Origin of the sequence: Actinoplanes lobatus (assembly GCF_014205215.1) — a bacterium.
GTDB classification, from domain to species: domain Bacteria; phylum Actinomycetota; class Actinomycetes; order Mycobacteriales; family Micromonosporaceae; genus Actinoplanes; species Actinoplanes lobatus.
In genome coordinates this window covers 8,642,259-8,667,515 of record NZ_JACHNC010000001.1, presented here as the reverse complement: position 1 = coordinate 8,667,515, position 25,257 = coordinate 8,642,259, and the positions used below count along the sequence as shown (strand labels likewise).

Annotated in this window: 18 protein-coding genes; 9 read left to right on the top strand and 9 right to left on the bottom strand. The window is 72.2% G+C overall.

The window, feature by feature from the left end; genetic code table 11:
- Together BJ964_RS39510 and BJ964_RS39505 are read right to left on the bottom strand one after the other, a co-directional pair.
- On the bottom strand, positions 1 to 2,271 hold the full coding sequence (locus tag BJ964_RS39510) for an NB-ARC domain-containing protein (RefSeq protein ID WP_188125438.1): 2,271 nt from the start codon (positions 2,269 to 2,271) through the stop codon (positions 1 to 3).
- The gene (locus BJ964_RS39505; RefSeq protein WP_188125437.1) at positions 2,268 to 4,319 is read right to left on the bottom strand and encodes an AAA family ATPase; all 2,052 of its coding nucleotides are present in this window, start codon (positions 4,317 to 4,319) and stop codon (positions 2,268 to 2,270) included. Before BJ964_RS39505 ends, BJ964_RS39510 begins: the two co-directional genes overlap by 4 nt.
- Before the next feature lie 460 nt (positions 4,320 to 4,779).
- Here BJ964_RS39505 and BJ964_RS39500 point away from each other — a divergent pair, with 460 nt between their 5' ends.
- Genes BJ964_RS39500 through BJ964_RS39485 form a run of 4 tightly spaced genes read left to right on the top strand, consistent with a single transcriptional unit; the run spans position 4,780 to position 14,027 of the window.
- Positions 4,780 to 6,120 carry a hypothetical protein gene (locus tag BJ964_RS39500; protein WP_188125436.1) on the top strand — a complete coding sequence of 447 codons (1,341 nt, stop codon included), beginning with the start codon at positions 4,780 to 4,782 and terminating at the stop codon, positions 6,118 to 6,120.
- Positions 6,117 to 8,351 carry a CHAT domain-containing protein gene (locus BJ964_RS39495; RefSeq protein WP_188125435.1) on the top strand — a complete coding sequence of 745 codons (2,235 nt, stop codon included), beginning with the start codon at positions 6,117 to 6,119 and terminating at the stop codon, positions 8,349 to 8,351. The genes BJ964_RS39500 and BJ964_RS39495 overlap by 4 nt, the downstream gene beginning before the upstream one ends.
- Positions 8,348 to 13,021, top strand: a complete 4,674-nt coding sequence (locus tag BJ964_RS39490) for a hypothetical protein (RefSeq protein ID WP_188125434.1) — start codon at positions 8,348 to 8,350, stop codon at positions 13,019 to 13,021. Before BJ964_RS39495 ends, BJ964_RS39490 begins: the two co-directional genes overlap by 4 nt.
- Positions 13,005 to 14,027: a hypothetical protein gene (locus BJ964_RS39485; protein ID WP_188125433.1), complete on the top strand. Its 1,023-nt coding sequence runs from the start codon at positions 13,005 to 13,007 to the stop codon at positions 14,025 to 14,027. Before BJ964_RS39490 ends, BJ964_RS39485 begins: the two co-directional genes overlap by 17 nt.
- Positions 14,028 to 14,033: 6 nt before the next feature.
- Here BJ964_RS39485 and BJ964_RS39480 read toward each other — a convergent pair whose 3' ends face one another.
- Positions 14,034 to 14,999, bottom strand: a complete 966-nt coding sequence (locus BJ964_RS39480; RefSeq protein WP_188125432.1) for an aldo/keto reductase — start codon at positions 14,997 to 14,999, stop codon at positions 14,034 to 14,036.
- A gap of 128 nt (positions 15,000 to 15,127) precedes the next feature.
- Here BJ964_RS39480 and BJ964_RS39475 point away from each other — a divergent pair, with 128 nt between their 5' ends.
- Positions 15,128 to 15,973 carry a helix-turn-helix transcriptional regulator gene (locus BJ964_RS39475; RefSeq protein ID WP_188125431.1) on the top strand — a complete coding sequence of 282 codons (846 nt, stop codon included), beginning with the start codon at positions 15,128 to 15,130 and terminating at the stop codon, positions 15,971 to 15,973.
- 230 nt (positions 15,974 to 16,203) lie between these two features.
- Here BJ964_RS39475 and BJ964_RS39470 read toward each other — a convergent pair whose 3' ends face one another.
- A complete protein-coding gene (locus BJ964_RS39470) occupies positions 16,204 to 17,160 on the bottom strand; it encodes an SDR family oxidoreductase (protein WP_188125430.1) in 957 nt (318 codons plus the stop codon).
- A 94-nt stretch (positions 17,161 to 17,254) separates the two neighbouring features.
- Here BJ964_RS39470 and BJ964_RS39465 point away from each other — a divergent pair, with 94 nt between their 5' ends.
- Complete coding sequence (locus BJ964_RS39465) at positions 17,255 to 17,623, top strand: winged helix-turn-helix transcriptional regulator (protein WP_188125429.1); 369 nt, start codon at positions 17,255 to 17,257, stop codon at positions 17,621 to 17,623.
- A gap of 19 nt (positions 17,624 to 17,642) precedes the next feature.
- Here BJ964_RS39465 and BJ964_RS39460 read toward each other — a convergent pair whose 3' ends face one another.
- The 3 genes from BJ964_RS39460 to BJ964_RS39450 form a co-directional block, all read right to left on the bottom strand.
- On the bottom strand, positions 17,643 to 18,278 hold the full coding sequence (locus BJ964_RS39460) for a class I SAM-dependent methyltransferase (protein WP_188125428.1): 636 nt from the start codon (positions 18,276 to 18,278) through the stop codon (positions 17,643 to 17,645).
- 121 nt (positions 18,279 to 18,399) lie between these two features.
- Positions 18,400 to 20,628, bottom strand: coding sequence for a putative bifunctional diguanylate cyclase/phosphodiesterase (locus BJ964_RS39455; protein ID WP_229806951.1), 2,229 nt, complete (start codon positions 20,626 to 20,628; stop codon positions 18,400 to 18,402).
- 79 nt (positions 20,629 to 20,707) lie between these two features.
- Positions 20,708 to 21,532, bottom strand: a complete 825-nt coding sequence (locus BJ964_RS39450) for an NmrA family NAD(P)-binding protein (protein ID WP_188125426.1) — start codon at positions 21,530 to 21,532, stop codon at positions 20,708 to 20,710.
- A 102-nt stretch (positions 21,533 to 21,634) separates the two neighbouring features.
- On the opposite strand from BJ964_RS39450, the gene BJ964_RS39445 reads away from it, so the two are divergent.
- Positions 21,635 to 22,567, top strand: coding sequence for an AraC family transcriptional regulator (locus BJ964_RS39445; RefSeq protein ID WP_188125425.1), 933 nt, complete (start codon positions 21,635 to 21,637; stop codon positions 22,565 to 22,567).
- Here the strand turns inward: BJ964_RS39445 and BJ964_RS39440 are convergent.
- Positions 22,542 to 23,114 (bottom strand): TetR/AcrR family transcriptional regulator, encoded by a 573-nt coding sequence (locus BJ964_RS39440; protein ID WP_188125424.1) that lies wholly within the window; start codon positions 23,112 to 23,114, stop codon positions 22,542 to 22,544. The two genes, BJ964_RS39445 and BJ964_RS39440, sit on opposite strands and share 26 nt — an antisense overlap.
- 86 nt (positions 23,115 to 23,200) lie before the next feature.
- Between BJ964_RS39440 and BJ964_RS39435 the strand changes: the two genes are divergently transcribed.
- Both BJ964_RS39435 and BJ964_RS39430 read left to right on the top strand, forming a co-directional pair.
- Positions 23,201 to 24,088 (top strand): SDR family oxidoreductase, encoded by an 888-nt coding sequence (locus BJ964_RS39435; protein ID WP_188125423.1) that lies wholly within the window; start codon positions 23,201 to 23,203, stop codon positions 24,086 to 24,088.
- Positions 24,089 to 24,111: 23 nt separating this feature from the next.
- The gene (locus BJ964_RS39430) at positions 24,112 to 24,510 is read left to right on the top strand and encodes a nuclear transport factor 2 family protein (RefSeq protein WP_188125422.1); all 399 of its coding nucleotides are present in this window, start codon (positions 24,112 to 24,114) and stop codon (positions 24,508 to 24,510) included.
- Between the two features lie 35 nt (positions 24,511 to 24,545).
- Here BJ964_RS39430 and BJ964_RS39425 read toward each other — a convergent pair whose 3' ends face one another.
- On the bottom strand, positions 24,546 to 25,181 hold the full coding sequence (locus tag BJ964_RS39425) for a nuclear transport factor 2 family protein (RefSeq protein WP_188125421.1): 636 nt from the start codon (positions 25,179 to 25,181) through the stop codon (positions 24,546 to 24,548).
- Positions 25,182 to 25,257 lie beyond the last annotated feature (76 nt).

Here is a 25,257-nt window from a genome sequence, read left to right as displayed (position 1 = left end):
TCAGCCGACAAGCCCCGGCACCGCCCACAGCGGATCGTCGACCGTCAGGTACGGCGGTGGCCGTCCTCCGTCCGCGATCAGCTTCTCGGCCAGGTGCTTCTGGGCGCAGGCGTCCTCGTCACGGCCGTGCGCGGTCAGCGCCCGGGCCAGCAGCAGCCGGCCGCGTGCCTGCTCCCAGCGGTTGCCGGTGCTCTCCGCGGCGAGCACCGCCAGCATCGCGTGCCGGGCCGCGGCGAGCAGGGCGGCGCGCACGTCGGCCCGGGGCTGGTCGTGCAGCTCCCAGTTCGCCTGGGCGAGCCGCCTGTGCAGCATCGTCCGGCGGTGATCGTCGCCGGTGTCGTGGGCGTCCTCGCGGGTGGCCTCCGGATCCAGGTCGTCGATGACGTTGCGGTACCGCTGATGAGCGTGATGACGGGCCGCCGACACGGTCGCCGCCCAGTAGGAATCGTCCGGAAGCGGCCCGTCCGAATACAGGTCGGCGAGTTGCCGGGCGGTCTCCAGCCGGGCCAGCAGAGCGGGATCGCCGTCCGCCCCGGCCAGCGTCTCGCATGCGTCCACGTGCCGTTTCGCCCGGTGTGCCCAGCCGAGCTCGCCGTAGACCTCAGCGGCTGCCAGGTGCATCTGGGCCCGCCGTTGCGGCGGCTCCGGACGGTTCCGTGTCCGGGCGTTCTCGATCACCGTCTCGCACTGTTCGTAGCGCCCGGCGATCAGGCCGATCCGTACGTGGGCCAGCAGATAGTCGAACGTGAGATCCGGTGACGGGGCGATCTCGGCCCACCCGGTGCGGGCGGCGACCACCTCGGCCGCCGGGTGCGGACGGGTGAAGCCGGCCACCAGCCGCAACGCGAAATCGCGGTCCTTGTCGAGCAGCGCCGGCACCTCCTCCCACAGGCTCTCCTGCTCGAAGCGGATCCAGCTGAGACAGTCGGCGTCCCCGGCCCGCGGCGACGTCTCCGGGATCCAGTGGTGGGCCGTCTCCAGGCCGGGCAGCGGGTGCTGGGCGCTGCCGTCCAGCGCCGACCGGGCCAGTTCGAGGTAGACGGCGCGCAGCCGGTCGACGGCGTCCCGGCAGGTCGACGCGAGATCCGCGTCCTGATTGAGGTGGGCCTCGGCGAACGTCCGGACCAGCGGGTGGAACCGGTAGCGGGCCAACTCGAACCGGTCGTCCCGCCCGGCCGGTTCGAGCAGCCGCGCCCCGGCCAGCGTCGTGGCGATCACATCGCTCTTGGCGGCGCTGAGCCGCAGCAGCGGTCCCAGTACCCAGGAGGCGAATGACGACGACCGTACCTGGGTGAGCAGGCAGAGCGCGTCGCGCTCCAGGCGGCTCAGACGGCCGAACTCGGCGGCGATGCCGGCCACCGCCGCGGTCGCCCAGCGTGGCCGGCTGGCACGACCCAGGTCGGCGGCGATCGACTCCGGGCTCAGCGTGGCCAGGTCGGCGTCCTCGTCGACGACCCGCGCGCCGAGGGCCCGCAACGCGGCGGGTAGTCGGCCGCACGCCTCGACGAGCCGTACGCTCGACTCGACCGCGGTGAACCCGTCCAGGTCGGTGACCGTGCACAGCAGGTCGAGCGCCGCCCACGGGGATAGTGGTTCGAGAGCGAAACCATGCACGTTGAGCTGCGGTGACAGGTTCCGGCGGCTGGTGATGATGATCAGCGAGCCGGGCGCGTTCGGCAGCAGCTCGGTCAGCTGCGACGGTTCACGGGCGTCATCGAAGACGAACAGGATGCTGCGGCCGGAGACCAGAGCCCGGAACAGGCTGACCCGCTCGCCGGTGGTCGCCGGGATCTCGTACGCCCACGCCAACTTCTGCAACACCATGGTGAGCAGGTCGCCGCTGGCCACCGGCTCGCCGGCGTCGGTGAGGCTGACCCGTACCAGCCCATCCGGGTAGTGCCGGGCCACGTCCTCGGCGGCCCGCCGGGCGAGGGTGGTCTTGCCGACGCCCGGCATCCCGTGGATCAGGACCGCCTTGGGCGCCGCCGGCGCGCCGGTCTCCCGTGGTTCGTCGAGGAGTCTGACCACCTGGAACAGGTCGGACTCCCGGCCGACGAGCCGGTCCTCGGCGGGGCGCCGCGCCGGTCGGGGCGGCCGGTCCGGCCAGAGCAGGACCGTCGTGACGGCCGCGGCGAGCAGAACCTGGATGCCCGCGAGCAGCACCGACCGCCAGGTCCCCTGCCACGCCCCGGTGACCGCGACCAGCGCCAGGAGCAGGGGGAACACCGCCGTCGAGCGGCGACGCAGGCGCCGGGACCAGGCTCTCTTCATCGCATTTCGGCGAACGGGGGTGTGGCGAGCCGCTCCCGGGCGCGCTCGGCCGCGTCATCGCCGCATTCGGACAGTTCGTCGCGGGCCTCCTGCCAGTGCATGTGCGCCCGGCGGCGGTGGCCGTCGGCGTGCGCGGCCTGCCGGTCGGCGGCGGCCCGGTGCAGTTCGGCCAGCAGCAGGGCGGCGCGGCCACGGCCGTACCGGTGCTCCATGTCGGAGAACGCGTAGAGCGCGTCGCGGGCGTAGCGGAACGCCTCCTCGGAGGTCGCGTCCGGTTGGGCCAGTTTGGCACGGTCATAGGCGATCCATGCGAGCCGCAGGTGCTGGCCGCGGCGCAGAGCCCACCGTTCGGCCTCCTGGACCGCCCAGCGCGCCTTGACGGGCTGGGCGGCCCGGCCGTACACCCGCCCGTAGGCGCGATGCAGGCGGGCCCGCAGGTCGATGCCATCGTCCGGAAGGTCGTCGCAGATCCGTGCCGCCCGTTCGACGGAGGCGAGACCCAGATCCACGTCGCGGCGGCTCTCCAGCCGGGCCGTCTCGAGCAGCGCGAGGACGAGTTCCTCGTCCTCGCCGGGTTTGGAGGGGTCGCACTGGTCGACGATCGACGCCAGGAGCCGCCGGGCGGCGTCCTCGTCACGGCAGCGCATCGCCAGCACGGCGGCGCATCGGCGAGCCCGGTACGTGGCGACCTGGGGCAGCGAGCGGTCGATCAGGCCGGCCGGCACGAAGTCGCGCAACGGGCCGGCCACCCCGGACTCCACCCGCACCTCTGCCAGGGTGGCCAGGGCGAGGTCGACGGGCCGGCCGACGGTGGCGCGGGCCAGTTCCACGGCACGCCGCGCGGTGACCAGCGCCCGCCGCAGCTGGCCGGCCTCCAGCAGGGTCCGCGCCTCGGCGATCGGCCCGGCGATGTCGGCGGCCGGTTCGCCGCGGCGGCGCTCCAGCCGCCTGCGGTCGGCCGGTTTGCTCTCCTCCTGGAACTTCTGCCGAGCGAACAGCAGCACGTCCTCGCTGACCCGGTAGACCGGCACGCCGAGCGGGTCGGTGCTGTTGCGGGACAGGAAGCCGGCGACCAGCAGCCGGTCGACCACGCGTAGCGTCTCGGCCTCGTCGGCGCCGATCAGGGGAGCCAGCGCTGACAGCGGGAAGGAGACGCGGTCCAGGCAGCCGATCAGGCGCAGCCCCCGTCGTTCGTCGTCGCCGAGCAGGTTGTAGCTGACCTGGAGCGCGACGGTGACGGCGCCGCCGTGGCGCAGGGCGGACAGGGTGGTGACCGGGTCGCTGTAGATGCGCCGGATGGCGTCCGCGTGCGAACCGCTCCGGCTGGCCAGCTGGGTGGCCGTCAGGCGGAGGGCGTTGGGGTGCCCGTGCATCGCCCGGACGATGCGGCGGCAGGTCTCGTCGTCATCGACCCAGGTCGCCGACACCATGGCCCGGATCAGGTCCATGGACTGTTCCTCGGCGAGCGGCTGCAGCTCCAGGACGGGCCAGCCGTGGCCGTCGAACGCGGCGCCGTTCGCGGTGGTGACCAGCACGGCACAGTCGGCGCCGGACGGCAGCAGCCGCCGGACGAGTTCCGGGTCGTCGGCGTCGTCGAGGACCACGACCGGGCGGTATCGCGCCGCAAGGTCCCTGAACTGTTCGTCGAGGGCGGTGTGGACGGGGAGATCCGGTCTTCCGAGCCCGGTCACGAAGGCGCCGAGAACGTCGCGGACGATGTCGTCGTCGTTGCGCCTGCCGCTGGCGACGTGTGGCTCCCGGCTCAGGTCGCCGAAGAGGGTACCGCCCGGGTAGCGGGCGGCGAGCCGGGTGGCGGCGACCGCGGCGAGGGCGGTCTTTCCGATGCCGTTGGGGCCGGCTATCACCGCGACGCGGAGGCCGCGGGGGTCGCTGAGGCAGGCGTCGAGTTGGTTCATCTCGGTGGTGCGCCCGACGAAGACCGGGGGCATGGCGGCGAGCGCCGACGGTACGAGATAGTCGCGGGCCGGGGGCCGTCGCCGGTAGAGCCAGGTCAGCAGGACGAGCAGGGAGACAGCGACCACCAGCATGCCGAAGGAGAACCAATGGATCGGGCTGGGGGAGACGCGGACGCGGACCAGAATTGTCAGGAGCGCGCCGCCCGCAAGAATGTGGGGGGCCCACCGGGCCCGGAGAATGGCGGCGACGACCCGATCGGCATTTCGCGAGAAATTCTCGCGCCACGTTGGACTCATGAATTTCCTCCAGCTCACGTGGCCGACATAGCTGAAGCGACGGCTAAGGTCCCGCGGAATTTCATGATGACGTATACGGGTGGCACCAGGCCATAGTTCGCTCCCGGGCGGGCACATTGCAATGTCACCGTTTGGGATGATCATTCTTGGACCGGTTCCGACCTCAGCTTCTGACCTGCAGGACAACCTTTCCGGCCGGAATGTCTAACCCATAGAGGGGAACGTTCGGCAAGCCCCGGAACGACGGACAAACAGGCCGTCAACATCACACGTACAGGGCCTTATCGTGGCCGGCGTGCAGCAGGCAGCCATCCGGTTCCGGCTTGAGGAATCGATTTCAGATCTCGACGAGTTCCGCGACGACGTTGCCGAATGGGCGGTTTCCGCCCGGCAGCTCGGCCCGCAGGGTCAATATCTCGACCAGATGTCGTTGCTGGCGGAGATAGCCGAAACCGGGATCGCACAGGTGCGCCACGATCTGCTCGAACAGACGACCGGAGCGACGGGCGGCGAGCTCTACGAACAGTGCCGCCGCGCCGACCACCGGACCGCCTTGCTGCGGCGGTTCTGGCGCTGGTACGGCGACCGCCTCGACCAGCGGCACCACGACGACTACCGGCCGACGCTGGCCGCCGCGGACGAGATCGTCCACAGCACCTGGCAGGCCCTGTTCCCGGACGCCGCGACCCGGCCGCCGACCCCGCTGCCGCATGTGGCCCCGATCGACACGGCCGTGTCCACCGCCCGTTACGAGGTACCGCTGGACCTGTGCGTCCCGGCCGAGCCGGTGCTGGCCAGGTGGACGACGATGATGCCGCTGTCCACGATCGCGCTGCCGTCGACCGTCACCCGCCGCCCATGGTGGCTGGTCGTCCTCGCCCACGAGTGCGGGCACCAGGTCGCGGCCGAGGTGGGCGAGGACGACGACGGCTCCGGGTCACCGCCGGAGGTCCTCGGTGCGGCGGCGGCCCGGGCCGGCGCGGGCGACGCCGAACAGCGGGAGTGGCGGAACTGGGCGATGGAACTGTTCGCCGACGCCACCGCGGCGGTCACCAAGGGGACCGCGCCCATGTGGTCGGTGATGGAGCTGGAGCGGGGCACGCCCGACACCCTGCTGAGGCCGGACATCCGCTACCCGCCGCCGGCGTTGCGGTGGTGCGTCGCCGACGCGGTGGTCGCCGGGATCGGCCTGGCCGGTGTGGTGCCGGCCGCCGACCGGGCGCTGCTGGCCGGGTCGCCGTTCGCCGGGCACGCGGCCCGCGCCGAGACGATTGCCGGCGCGCTGCTCGGCATCCGGTTCGGCGGCACGACGCTGCGCGAGATCGGTGTCCGTAGCCGTGACTGGGAGCGGACCGCCCGGCGGTGGCGTGATGCGCTGCTGGGTGCGACCGAGCCGGCGGCCGGGACGGCGCCGGAGTCGGCCCGGCTCTGTGTCGCGGGCGGCACCATGGCATGGCGGCGCACCACGGCCGGGCCGGGCGGGGCCGAAGATCGCGAACGGCTGCGTCGGCGGCTGCTGCGGGTCCTGCCGCAGAGCCGGCCGAAGAGCGTCCGTCACGTCGGCGTCCGGCCGCAGCGGCAGGCCGCGGCGGTGACGAGGCAGGTGCTGGACGATCTGCGGAGCGACGCCTGGTGAGGGCGATCGTGACCGTGGAACGCCGGGCCGGCACCGGCGTCCCGCACTGGCCGGTGCGTGTGACCGCGGTGGACGGCGCCGAGCTGACCAGGAGGATGCCGGCGCGCCCGGACGAGACGGGCCGATGGTGGCCGTCCGCCACCGACGACGAGCTGGACATCCTGCTGCGGCTCACCGGGAGCCTGGCCGAGGACACGCCCACTCTGGCCACCACCCGGGCGTACGGTCGCTTCCTGTTCCAGACCCTGCTCGGCCAGCAGGGATGGGAGCTGCTGTCCGGCGCGGGAACACACCCGGAGGAACTGGAACTGCGGTTTCCGCCGGACGACGCCGACCTGCATCGACTGACCTGGGAGCTGCTGCACGACCCGGACGACGACGGCGAGTTCCTCGCACAGGACCCGTCGCACCCCGTCATGATCGTCCGCGGGATCGCCACCCGTCCCGGCGAGGAGGACCGGGAGGTCCGCCCGGTGACCGGGACCGCGCGAATGCTCTTCGCGGTCGGCAGCGAGCTGCACGATCCGCAGGTGCGGGCCGGCACCGAGGTGATGACCATCATCCGGGGGTACGACCGGACCTGCTCGCTGATCGACTTCCGGGTACGGGCGCAGATCACGCTGGACGGGCTGGAACGTGCCTGCGGTGACGTCCGGCCGCACGTCCTGCACCTGATCGCGCACGGCTCGTGGCACCCGGAACTGGCCGAGAACACCGTGCAGCTGCGGGCGGAACCCGGCACGGCGCACACCGACGACGTCGACCACGTCAATGCCCGGGCGCTCGCGGGTGCGATGCGGGCGGCCGGCACGCTGCCCCTCATGGTGATCCTCAGCGCCTGCGAGAGTGGCAGCACCCGGCCGGGCAGCGCCGCGATCGCCGCCGAGCTGGTCGACGCCGGGGTGCCGATCGTCGTCTCCATGACCGGCCGGATCTCCAACACCGCGTGCCGTACGTTCGCCCGCGCGTTCGCGGCCGCCGTGGTCAAGGGCAAGCCGCTCCACCTCGCGACGGCCGAGGCCCGGCGGCTGGCCTTCTCCCGGCTGCACGGCGGCGAGATCGACTGGGCGCTGCCGGCCGTCTTCATGGCCACCGACGTACCGGCCGACTTCCGGGTCATCGACGACCGGGAGACCCGGGAACTGCGGGAGTTCCTGCTTCGGCTGGGCCCGGTGTGCGCGCCCGTCTTCCACGCCCGCGACGAGTTCTTCGACCTGTTGGACCATCTGCTCGACCCGCGTGACCAGCTTGCCGTGCTGGTCGCCGAGGGGCCCGGCGCGGACGCCCGTCCGGGTGGCACCCGGCTGCTGCGGGAGCTGGCCGGAGCCTCGCTGCGGGCCGGCCACATCCCGTGCAACGTCACCTTCTCCCCGGGACGGGAACCGCGCAACGCCGCCCAGCTCGCCATCGACGTGCTCTGCGCGATCTGCGCCACCCGGGCCGAGCTCGACCTCGACGTCGACTTCACCAGCGCCATCCTGACCGGCATCGAGGACGAGGCCGGCCGGGAGAAGGTCGACGCGATGCTGCCGCCGCGCCGCCAGTGCACGGCGGTGCGCGCGAAACGGCTCCGCCCGGCGCTCGGGGCCGAGGACCCGGAGGGTTTCGTCGACGAGCTGGCCGCGTGGATCCGGGAGGACCTGCTGGCCATGGCGACCGCGGCGCAGAAGGCGTACCCGGGTCTGTTCCCGGCGTCCGGCCGACCGATTCTGCTGCTCGACGACCCGCAGGAGGTGCCGCACCTGTTCGTGCAGCTGGGGAGCCTGCTGTCCTCTCGCGGGGTGTCCGCCGAGAACATCGACCGCGAGTCCCGTGACAAGATCCCGGTGGTCGTCTTCACCAAGGACCCGCGGACCCGGTCGGCCGGTGGGGAGTCGCGCCTGACAAGGGCGTTGCGGGATCAGGCCTGGGCGCGTACCGCGGCGGTCATGCTGTTCCAGCAGATGACCCCGGAGGGGCACCCGGACTTCGTGGCGGCCGCCTGGCGATGGCTGCTCATGCATCGACTGCCGACCCTCGACGGCCGGCACACCCGGCCGCTCACGGTGGTTGCCGACCGGGAGGGCGAGTGGGCGGAGCTGGTACGGGAGCAGACCAGTGGAACCAGCGAGATCTATTCGGCGAAGCTGATGGCCTCGATCACCCGCGCCGGGATGTCGCAGAAGGTCCTCGAGGAAGACAACGACGACGCCGTCCTGGAGCACTATCCGGCGTCGGGGAGCCCGGTGTGACCGCCGCGGCCCACGACCCGGCACTGTGGCTGGCGCTGGCCCCGTCCTGGACCGGCGAGTCGGCGCTGGCCACCGGCTTCCCGGCGGCCGACCCCGGCGACGAGCAGGACTACTTCGACCGACTCGGTGAACTCGTCCACCACTGGGAGCAGCGGGGTGTGGCGCAGCGCAACGGGACGTTGAAGCCGGACCAGCTCTGGCTCACCGAGTTCTGGCACACCACGGCGCAGCGGCGGGCCGTGCTGGAGGCGGCGGTGAGCATGCTGGGCGGGCCGGCCCTGGCCGCCGAGGCACGCCTGATCGCCGGCCGGCTCCAGGCCCTCGACCTGGACGTCCCGCTGGATCCGGTGATGCGCAACTGGATCGACCTGGCGATCACGGACGGTGCCGGGCATCCGGAGCGGCGGTTCCTCGACCGGGTCCGTGAGCTGTGCCGTTCCTACCACGTGTCCGAGGCGCAAGCGCACATCACCGCTGCGGAGATCTTCGAACCGGTGGCGCGGCCCGCCTTCGGTGAGGCGGTGGAGGCGGCACGGCGGCTGGTGCGCCTGGCCAACCGGCGGGCACACGACCGGCACTCGCTTCGCGAGTATCAACCACGCTCCGCGTGGACCGCCGAGCTGCGCACGTTGCTCAACGGCGACGGCCGGGAGTGGGCGATGCATCTGATCGGTACGGGCGGGACCGGCAAGACCTCGTTCGTCCGGTACGTCGCGTCCGGTGACTTCGCCGAGCACACCGGCCTGCCCCAGATCACCGTGGGGCGGGTGGACTTCGACCTGCTCAGCCCGGAGTACCCGGCACGGCGGCCGGCCCACCTGCTGACCGAGTTCGCCCACGAGCTGGCGTCCGAGGTGCGAACCGGCGCCGCAGAGGAGGCCCGGGCCGAGTTCTACCGGCTGGCGTACGTCGCCGATGAGGCGACCGGACCGGCCGGTGTCGTGGCCACCGCTGACGCGTTGCGGGCCTTCGTCCGGTTCCTGACCGAGCTGTCCGGCCGGGTCCTGCTGATCCTCGACACCTGTGAGGAACTGTCCCGCGCCGACCCGGCCGGCGCCCCGGATGCGGCCGTGGCGGCGACCTTCGAGGTGCTGGCAGCGGTGCACCGAGGGCTGCCCAGCGTGCGGGTGCTTCTGTGCGGCCGCCGCCCGATGGAGCCCGGCTCCGGGGTGAGCATGCGTACCGTCCGGGCACGCGGGTTCAACGAGGAAGAGGCGACCCGCTACCTGACCCGCCCCGACGACGGGGTGGTCATGCCGGCGTCGCTGGTCGAGGCGATCCTGACCCTCTCGCCCGAGCACGCCGAGCCACCGGACCGCTCCGGCCGACGGTTCAGCCCGTTCGACGTACGCCTCTACCGCCAGTGGTGGGCCTCCGAGAAGGACATCACCGACGAGCAGTTGCGGTTGTCGGGGCGGTCGGCGTACGTCCAGGAGCGCATCGTGGGACGGCTGACCCAGCGCTGGTCGGTCGGCGCGCTGCCGGCGGTCGCCCTGCTCGGGACCTTCGATGGCCGGACGCTGGAGTCGGTGATCCGCGACCAGAGCGATGTCGAGGCGGTGATCGCGGAGTTCGCCCGACAGGACTGGATCGACGCGCGCCCCGACCCGGCGGGTGAGGGCCAGGTCCTCGAGGTGCACGCCTCGATGCTGCCGCTGCTGCGGGTCTGGGCGCACGGGCTGGCCGAGGAGAAGCTCGCCACGGTCCGCCGCAACCTCGCCGTGGCGCTGGGCGCGCAACTGGAGACCCGGCCGCTGGAGCAGCTCAGCGTCGCCAACGTGGTCTCCGCGATCCGGCTCGCCGCACCGGTCGTCGCCGTCCGGCTGTGGGAGCGACTGGAGGCACGGATGGGCACAGCGGGTGACTGGGCCTGGATGAGCCGGCTCTGTCCGCGGGTGCTGGGCGCCCTGGCCGAGGCGAAGATCCCCGAGGGGCGGCGCCGGGACGGCGAGCCGGAGGGCACCGAGCCGCCCGACGATCTGCTCCTCGCGGCCGTCCGGGCCACCGCCGTCGCGGTGGCGGCACGCTCCGGCGCCGCATTCGACCGGGCCGGGGAATGGCGGGCCGTGCTGCGTCTCGTCGGCGACCGTACCGGGTGGGCCGCCGAACGGCTGCGGCTGCGTGCCCGGCTGGGCGTCCTGGCGGCCACCGCTCGGGAAGCCATGGCCGCCCCGGACGCGGTCGCGGAAACCACCACGCTGATCCGCGACACCCTCGAGCACGAGCGCCGTCTGACCGGTGGGGTGGTCGCGGTCATCGAAGCGATCGCCGAGGTCACGGAGGCCGGACCCCGTCTGGAGCCGATCGCCGCCGCCGTGCACGACTGGCTGCCCGTCGACACCGACCCGGTGACCACCATCTGCGCACGGCTCGCCGTGTACCGCCTCACCCAGGGCGGGCCCGAGCATCCGCTGGACGTCCGCGACCTGGACCGGGCGGCACGCGAGGCGCCGGTGGGTGTCGACCCGTGGCCGGACTGGATCGCCCCGCCGAGCGTCCTGATCCGGCTCAACCTGCACCTGGCCGCACGTGCCTACCTGAGCGGGGCGCCGTTGCGGGAACTGCCCTTGCAGCAGTGGGAACGCGACGCTGAGGCTCGATCGGCGACGGTGGACAGCGACCGGCTGCTGTCGGTCTGCCTGCATCTGCGGCTCGGTCACGGGACGGTGGCCCGCGACCACCTCGACCGTCTGCGTCCGCTGGCCGGCCCCACCGATCGGGCCGTTCCCCGGCTGCGGGTGCACCGGCTCATTCCGCCGCTGTTCCAGAGCCTGGGCTACGCCTACCTGGTGCTCGGCGACATCGGCAGCGCGCAGCGGATGCTGGACAGCGCCCTCGGACGGGCGCACGAACAGGGTGACGAGGAGGCCACCCGGTCGGCCGCCGCCGGGCTGCTGTGGCTGAGCCGCCGGATGCGCCGCACCCTGCCGGCCGGCCTGCCCGAGCAGGCCGCACCCGACCTGGCCGGCAGGGAGTGGGCGGCCCGGGCGCTGACCGACGGGACGCCACCGCCACCCGGGTCGGCGCGCGAATCGATCGTTCGCTGGCACCACCATTGGCAGGCGCTCAGCGTCGACCCGCGGACCGCGACGGTCACCCTCCCACCGCTGCCCGAGCAGCCCGGCCCTGTCGGCCCCGGCCTGCGGGAACTGCTCGTCGCCGATCTGCGGGAGGCCGCCGCGGGCGGTGCGGGCGCCGACGCCGAGCAGACGCTGGCGCGGGTACGGGTGCTGCCCACCGCCGAACCGGATGATCCGGTGGCGGCTGCCCCGCTGGACGCCATGCACCTGGAGCTGGCCGTGGCCACCCCGGCGAAGCTGGACCGGTTCCGTGAGGCCAATCCGGCTCATCCGCCGCTCTTCGTGGCCGTCGCGGCGCTGGAACTCGGCGAGCAGCGGGCCCTGCGCGACCCGGTGGGCGCGAAGCCGCTGCTCAACCTGGCCGCCGGGCTCAGCGAGTCGCGCAGCCCGGTGCTCGCCTTCCAGGCCGCGACCCTGGCGGCGCTGGCCCACGTGCACGGGGGCGCCGACCACAGCGACCTCACCACTCGCTCGCTGGTACTCGGGCTGAACATCGCCTACACCCGGATGCGGGAGCATCTCGGTGGCGAGTTGCCGGAATGGGCGGCGCTGACCGGCGCCCCGCCGGACCCGGACCATCCGTGGTTCGGGTGGCTGATCCGGCTACGGGTGGCGATCACCGCGCTGGCCGGGCGCTCCGGCCACGGGCCACCGACCGCCCCCGCCGTCCGGTCGGTCGAGCTGTACCCCACCAGGTTCGGTGCCGTGGCCGAGACCGTCGCGGACCGGGGCGGCGCGAAGTTCGTCGTGCCCCGGCTGGACGGCTCGGACCGTCTGCGGCTGTCGCTGGTCGCCATGCAGGCCCGGTTCCGCCGGATCCCACGGCTGACCGTGCAGGTGCTGCCGCGGCCCCGCAAGCTGGTGCTCAGCACCGGCCGGGAACGCTGGCGTGGCGCCGCCGGAATGGGCCCGTTCGGGGCCGTCCGGATGGGGGCCGGCGACGCGGTGCCGGACCTGTCGGCCTCGATGCGGGCCATGGCCGGGGAGAATCCGCCCCGGCTGTGGCGGCTGGTCCTGCAACTCGGCGACCAGGTGCGCTTCTGGGAGGCCGAGATCACCGAGCGGCTCGGCCTGCCCGACGATGCCGTGATGCCGCGCTGGTACCGGGCGTGGCCGCTGGGCGTGGCGGCCGTCCCGGCGGCGCCGTCCGAAGGCCGCCCCGATGGCCCGCCGGTACGGGTTCTGGAAGGTGGGGTCGGGCGGAACCACTCTGAGGTCCGCTTCGTCGACCAGGTCACTCGGCAGATCATGACCCCCGCCGATATGGCCCGGCTGAACGCCTGCGCCATCGTGCTGCGTACCACTACGCCGGTGGGTGAGGAACCGGCCAACGTGCGGGACATCGACGCGCTGCGCCTGGCCGTGCGATGCATGGCCGCCGGTGTCCGCAACCTGCTGCTGCTGCCCCAGCCGTCGCCGGAGGTCGCCGACCGGATCGCCGACCGGGCCGCCGACTTGAACGACCGGCCCGGCCGCCCCCGCGCCATGGACCTGATGGCGCTGGCCGACAGCGCCCGGGACAGCACCGAACCGAGCAGAGGACAAGTCGTCCTATTTCTGAGAGGAGAACCCGATGACGGCACTGGATAACCTTCGTGACCGCGTTCGGCACTGGTGGAGCCGCGATGCCGAGCACATGGTCTACCACTTTCTGCCGACAGCCAGCGCCGAACCGGTGCCGCGGGACAGCTACCTTCGGTTGTGGATCGGCGACCTGTTCATCGCGGAGGCCCGCCGCCAGGGCGCCGACGTACTGCCCGCGCTGCGCGCCTCGGTTGCCATGACGCGGCCGGACGGGCTGCGGGGTGTTCGGTCCACGGTGTGGCAGGCGGAACCCGGCCAGGAGGCGCAGGGCGTCCGCTCCGGTGCGCTGACCGGCTGGTTTCCCTATTCCGGCGGGACCGTGTCGGTGCAGGCCTGCCTCTACGCGATCAAGGCGAACGACTCGTTGCGCCTGGCGATGGAGGTGATCGGTGCCCTTACCTCGGCAGCCGCGCCCGCGCTGGCCTCGGTGGCGGGTCTGGGCGAGCAACTCGCCAAGGGCATCGACCGGGTCGAGGCGGCGATCGAGGACGCCGGCTCCGGGCCGGTGCTGGTCCTCGACAAGGACTACGCCGCCGACAGTGCGACTGGCGCGCTCCGCCCCGGGCACATCGTCGTGATCAACACGCCGGCCGCCGCCTTCGACGTCAACGGCCTGGCCTACGCCGACGGGCGGCTGACTCACCACGGCGCCCCGCTCGACGGCCTCGACTATCTGCTGATCGAGATCCAGGCGACCCGGAACCGGGACGACTGGATCTTCCCGCAGCTGGACGAGCTGTTCCAGGCGGCCAGGGAGGCGGCCGCCCGTGGGGAGACCGAACGGCTGGACCGCCTCCGCCGGGAGCTGCTCGCTCTCGTCTACACCTGCGCCGACCTCACGCACACTGACCAGAAACGGGTCGCCGCCCGGCTCAAAGAGGAACTGGAGGAGGTGAGCCGCGGCGTCTCCGCCCGCGGCACCATCACGTCCATCGGCCGGATGGTCGCCGAACGCGGCCTGCCGAACGCCCGTCAGGTGGCCCATCTGACCCTCTCCGATCTGCTGGACTGACGGCTGTCAGCTGTCGGTGCCCAGGTTGGACATGAACGCCGTCGGGTAGCGGTCGCCGCGGGCCGCGCCCACCGGCACCGACTTCTCGATCTCGGCGAGATCCGTGGCGTCCAGCCTCACCTCCAGTGCTGCCAGAGCCTCGGACAACCGCTCCCGGCTGCGGGCGCCGACCAACGGGAGGATGTCGGCGCCCTGCCCGGCCACCCAGGCGATGGCCAGCTGCGCCACGGTGCAGCCCTTGGCGTCGGCGACCCGTCGCAGGTCCTCGACGAGAGCCAGGTTGTGCTGCACGTTGCCGTCGGCGAACCGGGGACTCGTGCCGCGCATGTCGTCGGGCGCCGTCGGCTGCCCGGCACGCCAGCGGCCGGAGAGCAGGCCGCGGCCGAGCACTCCATACGCCGTCATCGCGATGCCCAGCTCCCGCAACGTCGGCAGGATCTCCGCCTCCACGGCCCGGGACAGCAGCGAGAACTCGATCTGCAGGTCGGCGATCGGGTGCACGGCGTGCGCCCGCCGGACTGTCTCCGCGGTCACCTCGGAGAGCCCGATCTCGCGGACGTAGCCGGCGTCGACCATCTCCTTGATCGCGCCGACCGTCTCCTCGATCGGCACCGCCGGGTCGAGCCGGGCCGGACGGTAGATGTCGATGTGGTCGACGCCCAGCCGGGTCAGCGAATAGGCCAGGAAGTTGCGCACCGCCTCCGGTCGCCCGTCCATCCCGCCGAACACCGGCCCCGGCCCGCGCAGATGACCGAACTTGACGCTGAGCTGATAGCTCTCCCGTGGACGGCCGCGCAGCGCCTCGGCCAGCAGCAACTCGTTGTGGCCCATGCCGTAGAAGTCGCCGGTGTCGATCACGGTCACCCCGGCGTCCAGCGCCGCGTGCACCGTGGCGATGGACTCGCCGCGGTCGGCCGGCCCGTAGACCTCCGACATGCCCATCGCGCCCAGCCCCAGTTTCGGTTTCCGCATCGTGGTGCCTCTCGCTCGTCGGTGTGCTCTCCACAGTGCGGGGCGGGTCGGTGTACGAAAAGCGGAGCGTTGAGCCTGGGATAAGCGCTCCCTGGCTACGTGCAAAGGCGGGGAGCAGCATGGACGTCATGCAACGTGAGCAACTCGCCGACTTCCTGCGCCGCCGCCGCGCGGCGATCCGTCCCACCGAGGTGGGCCTGTCCGACAGCGGCATCCGCCGGACCGTCGGGCTGCGCCGCGAGGAGGTGGCGATGCTCGCCGGGATGTCCGTCGACTACGTGGTGCGCCTGGAGCAGGGCCGCAGCAGCCAGCCGTCGACGCAACTGCTGGTCGCGCTGGCCCGGGCGCTGCGCCTGTCCGACGACGAGCGCGACCACCTGTTCCACCTGGCCGGGCACCAGCCACCACCGGCCACCGGGGTGGCCCGCCTGGCGCGGGCCGGGCTGCTGCGCGTGCTCGACCTGCTCGGTGACACCCCGGCGCTGGTGATGTCCGACCTGGGGGAGGTGCTCGCGCAGAATCGGGCGGCTCTGCTGTTCGCGGGTGACCAGCGTGGTCGCACCGGTGACCGCCGCTATCTGGTCTATCGCTGGTTCACCGAGCCCGCGACGCGCGCTGCCCATCCGCCCGAGGAGCACGATCAGCAGGCCCGGCAGTTGGTGGCCGACCTGCGTGCGACGGCCGGGCGGCGGTCCGGGGACGAGGAGGTGACCGGGCTGATCGAGCGGTTGATGGCGGCCTCCGACGAGTTCCGTTACCGGTGGGCCGAGCACGAGGTGGCGGTGCGCCGGGCGGATCGCAAGACGCTGCTCCATCCACGGATGGGCTGGATGCGGATGGACTGCGAGACGCTGATGACTCCCGACCAGGGGCAGATGCTGCTCGTGTTCACGCCGGCCGACGACGAGACCCGCGAGCGGCTCGCTCTGCTGATGGTCGTCGGTGTGCAGGAGTTCGCCGACCCGGCCGGGTAACCGGTCAATCGCAGCGGGCGGGCGGTGCCTGCCGCCCTGTGAGGACGGGTGTCGTCGGGTGGGTGGTGGATTGCTTGGGCGGGGGATGAGTTTCGTCGGGGGTGGTGGTTTCGGTCGGGTGGGGACGGGTTTCGCCGGGAGGGGGACGGGTTTCGCCGGGAGGGGGTTCGGTTGGTCGATGAGCCTCGTCGGGTGGTAGGCAGGCGTTGTTGAGGGGAGAGAGGCGCCGTTCAGCGGAAGGCGTCGATGTTGGTGGACAGCCAGTCGGCGAAGGTGCGGGGTGGGCGGCCTAACACCTGTTCCACGGCCTGGCTGATCTGCTGTTCCTCGGGGGTGGGGGCGCCGATGATGTCCAAGGTGCCGTCGACCACTGGTGGGGGCATGAAGGTCAGCATTTGTTCGCGGGCTTCCTCGACCGGCTGGTCGATGAACCGGACCGGCTCGCCCAGAGCGGCCGCGAGATCTGCTGCCCGCTGTCGGGGGCTGATCAGTTTCGGGCCGGTCAGGGCGTACACCTGCTTGTCGTGTCTTTGATCCTGGAGTGCCGCAGCGGCTACCTCGGCGATGTCGCCCAGATGGACCAGCGGCAGGCCGACATCGCCGAAAGGCGATGAGACGGTGCGTGACGTGCGTACCTGTTCGGCCCAGGCGAAGGTGTTGGAGACGAAGCCTCCCGGCCGCAGCAGCACCCACTCCAGACCGGAGCCGCGAACGGTGTCCTCGAGCGCGCGCAGTGGGGCGTGCGATGCCGAGTTGGGCCTGGTTCCGGCTGCCTGCGAGGAGAGGGCCACGATCCGGCGGACGCCTCCCGCCCGGACCACGTCGACGATCGCCGGGATGTCGAGGTGCGCGCCGGCACCGGAGACCAGCAGAAAGAACGCCTCCGCTCCGGACACCGCCTCCCGCAGGCTCTCCGGATCCGCGAGGTCGGCGCGATGATGTTCGATCTGGGTGGCGAGCGCCCCGGTGGCGAGCGTCCCGGCGGGGAGCGCATCGGTGGTGAGCGCCCCGGTGGGGAGCGCATCGGGGGCGAGTGGCCTGGTGGCGAGCGGCCCAGGAGGGGTTGGCCCGATGGATGGTGTTTCCGGGGCGTGCCGGGAGATTGCGCGAACCTTGGCTCCGGCAGCGGCGAGGGTTTGGGTGAGCGGCCGCCCGACGTTGCCGGTGGCTCCGGTGATGGCGTACATGTTCGGCTCCCTGTCGTCGATGGATCAACGCCGGACCGAACGCTACATTCCTGGTAATAGTAGGTACCTAGAGGAGAGTGGCTATCCTGTGAGGATGCATGGGACAGATCCCGAACAGGCCTGCCCGATCGCTCCGGTGGTCGACATCGTGTTCAGTCGCTGGACGACGCCGATTCTGTGGGCGTTGCAGGAGTTCGGCCGTCAGCGTTTCGTCATGCTGGAACGCCGCATCCCGTCGATCACGCCCAAGGTGCTGACCCAGCGGCTGCGGCAGCTGGAACGCGACGGCCTGATCACCCGGACGTACTATCCGGAGGTGCCGCCCCGGGTGGAGTACGAGATCAGTGACCTGGGCCGCAGTCTGGGGCCGCTCTTCGCGCACCTGTCGACGTGGGCCTCCGACAATTTGCCAGCGGTGGACGCGGCGCGGGCCGCCTACGACTCCGCCGGGTCGCGCGGGTGATCCGCATGATCTGTATCGGTCATCGGTAGTAGGAGTGGACGGCTGGCTGGCCGGTGTAGTTCGGTCCGGCGCGGTCGTCCGCGCCGAGATAGACGTACGGCAGGGCGAGTTCGCGCGGGCCGGTGCGGCTGATGCGGTGACGGCGGGCGTCGTACTCGATCCCGGCTGCCCGTAGCAGTGTGGTCAGGCGCCGGCCGGCGGGGCGGCCGCCGGTCATCCGGATGCTCGTCAGGTCCAGGTCCGCGACGAACCTTCCGCCGGGTTTCAGCCATTTCAGGATTCGTACGAGCATCCCGAGCTTGTCCCCGACGTAGTGCAGCCCGTGCACGCAGGTGATCAGGTCGAACGTTCGGTCCGGGGTCCACGTTTCGACCGGCGCGGCGATCAGTTCCGGTCCGGTGCCGGGCGCGAACGCGTCGACCAGGTCGACCCCGACGATCGTGGCCTCGTCGAGGCGGGCAGCGGCCTGGATCAGCGCCCGGCCGCTGCCGCAGCACAGGTCCAGCCAGGAACGGTCTGTTCCGGCCAGCAGTTCCACCGGATCGAACCCGAGCACCTTGGCGTAACTGTTCACCCCGGACAGTTGCCGTTCCCGGTTCATCGCGTTGTTCGCGACCACCGACGACACGTGCAGGGCCTGATCATCGAGCAGCATGCGCCCACGCAATCACACCGGCGAAAGTCTCAGGCGGCCGCCCGGTCCGGCTTCGTGCCGAGCATCGTGAGAGTCTCAGGCGGCCGCCCGGTCCCGCTGGATGCCGAGCACCGTGCGAGTCTCAGGCGGCTATCCGGTTCTGCTGGGCGCCCAGCATCTCGTCGATGGCCTCGGCGGGCAGCGGGCGGGCGAAGTGGAAGCCCTGCGCCTGGCGGTAGCCCAGCTCGTACAGCCGCTGGGCCTGTTCGGCGGTTTCGACGCCCTCGGCCACGGTGCGCAGGCCCATCGTCTCGGCGATGCCGGTCAGCGCGATCGCGATCGCCTCCTGCTGGGGGCTGCCGCCCAGGCCGTCGACGAACGACTTGTCGACCTTGATGGCGTCGACCGGGCAGGTGCGCAGCAGGCCCAGCGACGAGTGGCCGGTGCCGAAGTCGTCCAGGGCGATGTTGACGCCCAGCTCGGAGAGCGCGGTGACGCTGGCCAGGGCGCGGCCGCCACCGAATACGGCGGTCTCGGTGATCTCGATGGTGAGCTGTCGCGCCGGCAGGTCGTGCCGGGCCAGGGCGGCGGCCACGATCTCGGGCAGTGCCGGGTCGAGCAGCTGCCGGGCCGACACGTTGACGGCGACCGAGCGCAGCGCGTCCGGTCCGTGCCGGTGTCGCCATTCGGCGGCCTGTGCGCACGCGGTGTCCAGGATCCAGGCACCGAGTTCGACGATGAGGCCGGTGTCCTCGGCGACGGGGATGAATCCGGCCGGCGAGATGTCCCCCCACCGGACCAGCGATTCCACGCCGACCAGGCGGCCGTCGGGCAGGTTCACGATCGGCTGGTAGAGCAGGTGGAATTCGCCCGCGGCCAGGCCCCGGCGCAGGTCGGCGGCGACGGTCGCCCGGCGGCTGAGCTGCCGTTCCAGGGTGGCGTCGTAGCGGACGACCTGGCCGCCGGCGCCGGCCATCGCCTCGCGCAGCGCGAGTTCGGCGCGCCGGTACGAGTCGGCCGCGTCGGTGGCGTCGCCGTCCGTGACGCCGATGGAGACCTCGACCAGCAGTTCGTGACCGGCGGCGGACAGCGGCTCGGCGCCGGACGTGAGCAGCCGGTCCACGGTGTCGGGTGCGGCGGTCAGCAGGAGGCCGAACTCGTCGCCGCCGAGCCGGGCGACCACGGCGTGGCGGCCGGCCAGGGTGGTGAGACGTTCGGCGTACGCGGTGAGCAGCGCGTCGCCGGCGGCCGGTCCGAGGCCGTCGTTGATCGCCCGGAATTCTTTGAGGTCGATCAGCACCACGGTGTGCGGTCCGGTGGTGGACGCGACGGCCTCGGTGAAGTAGCGGCGGCTGAACAGGCCGGTCAGCTCGTCCTGCATGGCCTGCCGGGCGACCGTGTCGAGCAGGCTGTTGTTCTCGGCGAGCGCGATCGCCTGCCGGGCCACCACGAGCAGCAGCAGCATGGTGGTGCCGGCCACCTGGACCGTGCTCAGGTGCCCGGTGCGCAGGAAGACGACGGCGACCAGGAGGCTGATCAGGCCGGTGGCGACCAGTGGCACGGCGCTGCCGCGCCGGCCGGCCGACGGGTGTGCGATCCAGGGGGAACCGCCACCGCCGGCGGCCAGCCGGCGGTGCTGCGCGTGGGCGGCGAGCGCGCCGAACAGACCGACGAACGGCAGTACGGCGGCGCTGCCGTTGAGGTGCGGCCAGGGCCGCAGCGCGGTCATCAGCAGGGTGGACAGCGGTCCGGCGAGCCCGATCGGGGCCAGCCACCAGAGCGAGGCCCGGGGGATCGGGCTGCGCCGCAGGGTCATGATCTTGACGACGACCACGGCGCCGGCCACCGCGATCGCGATCATCGCGATGTTCAGCCACCAGGCCGACTCGCTGACCCCGAAGCGGTTCATGAACCAGCCGATGTACTGCGACGTGGCGATGCCGCCGGTCACCGCGACCACGGCGACGTCGAGCACCGCCGTGAGCAGTTGACGCCAGGTGCGCCCGCCGTCCGGCAACCGCAGCAGCGCCGTGATCGCCAGGACGGTGCCCACCACGTACAGGCAGAGGGTGCGCGTGCCGATCGGCGGCATCCCGGACCAGGGCAGAGTGAGGACGTCGATGGCCTGGCTGATCCCGGCCAGCAGCACGAAGCCCATGGCCACGGCCACCCGCCGCCAGAAGGCGCGCAGGTCGCCGCCGGTACGGACCGCGGCGCCACGGAAAGCGGTGACCGCGGCCGCGAGCCCGGCCACGGCCGGGACCCAGACCAGCAGCACCGGGTACGCGGCCCGGGTCCCGGCCACGATGAGCACGACCTCGGCGACGGCCATCAGTACGGCGAACCTCGTCAACCACCACGGCCCAGCCACATGACCTCCCCTCACCTCTGCCATGTCCGACGTATTCGCACGATCGGCGCGCACCGGCGAGAGTTGAGGGTGGGGGAACTCATCGTGCGAGCAGACCCCGCAGTGTCTGTTCCAGTTCGGTGACGCAGCGCACCCGGCGATCGCCGCACGGCCGCAGAATGCCCCGGTTGTCGGCGTCGTACAGGGCGGCCAGCTCGGAGGCGAGTTCCGGGGGCAGCCCGGCGCCGGTCAGCGCGCCGAGCCAGGCGGGCTGCGGGACGGTGACCACGGCGAGCTCCCGGCCGAGCAGTTTGCCCAGGATCTCGGCGACCTGCCGCTCGGTGTAGGCGGGCGCCTCCAGGTCGACGGCCTCGCTCGCGGCGGGCGGGGTGAGCAGCGCCCGTGCGGCGGCCGCGCCCACGTCGACGGTCGCGGCCATCGGCAGCGGCACGTCGGCCGAGTCGGCGAAGACCGGGTAGACGCCGGACTCGACGGCCCCGGTCTCCAGGGCCTTCTCCTGGAAGTGCGGCGACCGGATCGCGGTGACCCGGGCGCCGGTCGCGTGCAGCGCCTGCTCCAGGCGGTGCAGCCAGCGGATCGGGCCGGTGCCGTCGGGCAGGTCGGCGCCGATCGACGACAGCATCACCACGTGCGGCACGCCACTGTCGGCCACCGCGCCGGCGATCGCCTCGATCATGGTGGGCTCGGCTCCGCCGGTGAACGGCAGCATCACGAACGCGCCGCGGCAACCGGAGAACGCGGTGCTCAGACCCGTACGATCAGAAAGGTCGGAAACCGCGACGTCTCCGCCGGGGTGGGCCGACGCGGGGTTGCGGACGACGGCCCGGACCGGCGCGCCCGCGGCGAGAAGCGCCTGCGCGGCCGCGCCGCCGACGCGGCCGGTGATCCCGGTGACAGCGAACATGTGTGCCTCCCTCGATTGGTGATTACAGTCTTTCGGCGAGGGGTGAGACGATCCATGTCCGCTGGGATCGTTCGCATGTCTGAGCGTCTACGCTTCGGCCTCATGGATCCGCTGGGAGACCTTTTAGGCGGGGTACGCGCGCACACCGCCGCCTTCTGTCAGGCCACCCTCGACCCGCCGTGGGGGCTGCGGATCGTCGACCGGGCGCCGCTGGCCCTGGCCGCCCCGCTGCGCGGACAGGCGTGGGTCGTGCCCGACGAGGGTGAACCGACGCTCCTGCGCACCGGGGACGTGGCGATCGTGCAGGGCCCGCAGCCCTACACGGTGGCCGACGATCCCGGCACGTGTCCGGATGTCTTCGTGCACCCGGAAAATCGCCTGATGACCGCCGACGGCTTCGACATCACCGCAGACACCAAGACGCGTACCTTGGCGGCCCGGCTCGGCGGCCCCGGCGACGGCGCGACGCTGCTGGCCAGCGGCACCTACCAGGTCTCCGGTTCGGTCAGCGGCCGCCTGCTGGCCGCGCTCCCGCGGGTCGTGCACGTGGAGCGCGAGCACGTCCAGTCGTCGATCATGGATCTGCTCTCCGCCGAGGTGGAACGGGACGAACCGGGTCAACAGGTGGTGCTCGACCGGCTGCTGGACCTGGCGCTGGTCGCCGCGCTGCGGGGCTGGTTCGCGCGCCCGGCCGCCGACCCGCCCGGCTGGTACCGCGCGCACGGCGACCCGCTGGTCGGCGCGGCGCTGCGGATCATGCACGACGATCCGGCCCGGTCATGGACGGTCGCGTCGCTGGCGGCCGCCACCGGCGCGTCCCGGGCGGCGTTCGCGCGGCGGTTCACCACGCTGGTCGGGCAGCCGCCGATGACCTATCTGACGCAGTGGCGGCTGGATCTGGCGGCCGGGGCCCTGCGGGACACCGACGCGACGATCGCCTCGATCGCCCGGCAGGTGGGGTACGCCAACGCGTTCGCTTTCACCGTCGCGTTCAAGCGGGAGCGCGGTTCTACGCCGCAGCAGTTCCGGCGGTAGCCCGCAGCGCGGCCATCGTCTCGCGCATCAGCGCCCGCAGGTCGCCCGGCTCGACGTCGGCGACCCACCGCTCGAACGCCACCCGCAGCACCACCATCCCGGCCTCGGCGGCGAGCGTGGCCTCCGGATCGGTCACGCCACGGTCGCGCAGCCCGCCGGCCACGGCCGCGCCCAGCCGGGCCATCTTGATCAGCTCGCGTTCCTGGAGTTCGGGGTGGGCGTCGATGATCGACTGGCGGCGCCGGGAATGGGCGTGGTCGCGGCCCAGGAAGGCGGTGGACGCGTCCAGGGCGGCGGCGACCGCGGTCAACGGCGCCGCTGCGGCCGGGGCGTCGGCCACCGCTCGTACGAGGGCGTCCCGCAGCGGCTCGGAACCGGCGAACAGCACCTCGCGCTTGTCGGCGAAGTGACGGAAGAAGGTGCGCGCGGTGACCCCGGCCCGCTGGGCGATATCGGCCACCGTGGTCTCGTCGTAGCCGCGTTCCACGTACAGCTGCATGGCCGCCTCCGCGAGACGGCCGCCGGCGCCCGGCTCCCAACGTGCCACGCCGGTGATCCTAGTCATGTCACCAAGTGACATCACATGCGCTATCGTGATGTCATCAAGTGACATCACACCCCCTGGAGATCGACATGCGTATCCTCGTCACCGGCGCCAGCGGCTGGATCGGCTCCGCCGCCGTCACCGAACTGCTCGCCGCCGGCCACCAGGTCGTCGGTCTGGCCCGCTCGGACGCCTCGGCCGCCCGCATCGCCGCGCTCGGCGCAGACGTCCGCCGCGGCGACATCGACGACACCGACGGCCTGCGCGCTGCCGCCGCCGACTCCGAAGGCGTCGTCCACCTCGGCTACAACCACGACTTCTCCCGCATGGCGGAAGCCGCCGCGACCGACCGGGCCGCCATCGAGGCGCTCGGCGCCGGCCTGGCCGGAACCGGTCATCCGCTGCTCATCGCCGCCGGAACCCTCGGGGTCGCGTTCGGCCGGGTCATCACCGAGAGCGACATCCCGGACGCCACCCTGCACCCGCGGACGGCCAACGCCACCGTCGCGCTGTCCCTCGCCGACACCGGTGTGCGCCCGATCGTCGTGCGCTTCGCGCCGACCGTCCACGGCGCCGGCGACCACGGCTTCATCTCGACGCTGGTCCAGGTCGCCAAGACCAAGAACCTTTCCGGGTACGCCGGGGACGGCGCCAACCGCTGGCCGGCCGTCCACGTGCGGGACGCCGCCACGCTGATCCGCCTGGCCGTCGAGGACGCCCCGGCCGGCTCGGTCCTGCACGCCGCCGCCGAGGAGGGCATCCCGGCCCGCCGCATCGCCGAGGCCATCGGTAATGGCCTGAACCTGCCGGTCGCCCCGATTCCGGCCACCGACCTGGACGAGCACTTCGGCTGGATCGGCCGCTTCTTCGCCGCCGACGCCCCGGCGTCCAGTGAGGCCACCCGCACCCTGCGCGGATGGAAGCCCACCCACCCCACCCTGCTCGACGATCTCACCGCCGGCCACTACTTCCACTGAGCCCGGCCGCCTACGGTTGTCGAATGAACGCTACCGGGATCGTCGAGAAGGCGCTGCGGGCGGGGCGCGAACAGGACGGGGAGGCGCTCGCCGCGCTGATGGCGCCGGACGGGTGGATCGAGTGGCCGTTCCGGCCGCCGGGCGCGCCCGCGCGGATGACGGGGCGGGCGCGGATCAGGGAGTTCCTGGCCGGGGCGAACGGCCTGATCAGGTTCGACGAGTACCGGAACGTGGTGATCCACGAGACCACCGATCCCGAAGTGGTCATCGCCGAGTACGACGTCGAGGGGACCGTGGTGGCGAGCGGGGCGCCGTTCCGGCAGACGGTCATCGCCGTCTTCCGGGTGCGGGACGGGCTGATCGAGTCGTACCGGGACTACATCAATCCGCTGCCACTGATCGAGGTGCTGAACGCGACGTAGCCGGTGCCGCCGGCAAACGGCACCGGCCCGCCGGGTCAGTGGGCGACCGGGCAACCGCCGGTCAGCTTGCTGAGGAACTGGTTGGGGTCGTAGTAGTGCTCGACCTCCAGCAGCTTGAGGTCGTCGTCGACCTTGGCGACGCTCAGGCCGTACATCTCGATGGTCTTGCCGTTGGGCTGGTGGCCGTGGTACTCGCCGTCGAACGAGCCCCAGTGCCGCCACTTGAAGGTGACCACCGGCGGCGGGCTGAGGACCTCGAGGACCTCCCAGTAGAAGCCGTTCGGGAACGCGCCGTGGAAGACGTCGTGCTGGCCGTCGAACGACTCCGGCTTGTAGAACGGGCTGTCACCGACCAGCACGTTGTAGCTGCCGGTGTCGGCGATGTCCTGCGCGGACGCCCACGGGCCGCCGTTCACGTTGGTGCGGAAGTGCTCGGTCACCATCGAGACCCAGGTGGACGGGTCCTTCTTGTGCGAGACCTCCATCTCGAAGACCTGCACGATGGACTCGACGATCGCCTCCAGGGAACCGGGGGCGTGCTCGGTGGTCCGCTGGCCGGGCATCACGGTGTGCGACAGGTGGTAGTCGGGGGTGCCGTGGCGCCACTCGGCCTGGTCGGCGGCCTCGATCACGGCGGTGCGGCCCTGCAGCCACAACGGGGTCTCAGACAACGTCTGGTGTCCTTCCAGAATGATGGCAGGGGGGCTTCGATGTGTCGTGTTTTGATTACCCCCCGTAATTCAAAGC

Coding starts and splice junctions, on each gene's coding strand:
- BJ964_RS39430 (WP_188125422.1), top strand. CDS start 24,112: ATGAACGCTACCGGGATCGTCGAGAAGGCGCTGCGGGCGGGGCGCGAA.
- BJ964_RS39475 (WP_188125431.1), top strand. CDS start 15,128: ATGCAACGTGAGCAACTCGCCGACTTCCTGCGCCGCCGCCGCGCGGCG.
- BJ964_RS39460 (WP_188125428.1), bottom strand. CDS start 18,278: ATGCTGCTCGATGATCAGGCCCTGCACGTGTCGTCGGTGGTCGCGAAC.
- BJ964_RS39435 (WP_188125423.1), top strand. CDS start 23,201: ATGCGTATCCTCGTCACCGGCGCCAGCGGCTGGATCGGCTCCGCCGCC.
- BJ964_RS39470 (WP_188125430.1), bottom strand. CDS start 17,160: ATGTACGCCATCACCGGAGCCACCGGCAACGTCGGGCGGCCGCTCACC.
- BJ964_RS39505 (WP_188125437.1), bottom strand. CDS start 4,319: ATGCTGGTGGTCGCTGTCTCCCTGCTCGTCCTGCTGACCTGGCTCTAC.
- BJ964_RS39445 (WP_188125425.1), top strand. CDS start 21,635: ATGGATCCGCTGGGAGACCTTTTAGGCGGGGTACGCGCGCACACCGCC.
- BJ964_RS39485 (WP_188125433.1), top strand. CDS start 13,005: ATGACGGCACTGGATAACCTTCGTGACCGCGTTCGGCACTGGTGGAGC.
- BJ964_RS39480 (WP_188125432.1), bottom strand. CDS start 14,999: ATGCGGAAACCGAAACTGGGGCTGGGCGCGATGGGCATGTCGGAGGTC.
- BJ964_RS39465 (WP_188125429.1), top strand. CDS start 17,255: ATGCATGGGACAGATCCCGAACAGGCCTGCCCGATCGCTCCGGTGGTC.
- BJ964_RS39450 (WP_188125426.1), bottom strand. CDS start 21,532: ATGTTCGCTGTCACCGGGATCACCGGCCGCGTCGGCGGCGCGGCCGCG.
- BJ964_RS39510 (WP_188125438.1), bottom strand. CDS start 2,271: ATGAAGAGAGCCTGGTCCCGGCGCCTGCGTCGCCGCTCGACGGCGGTG.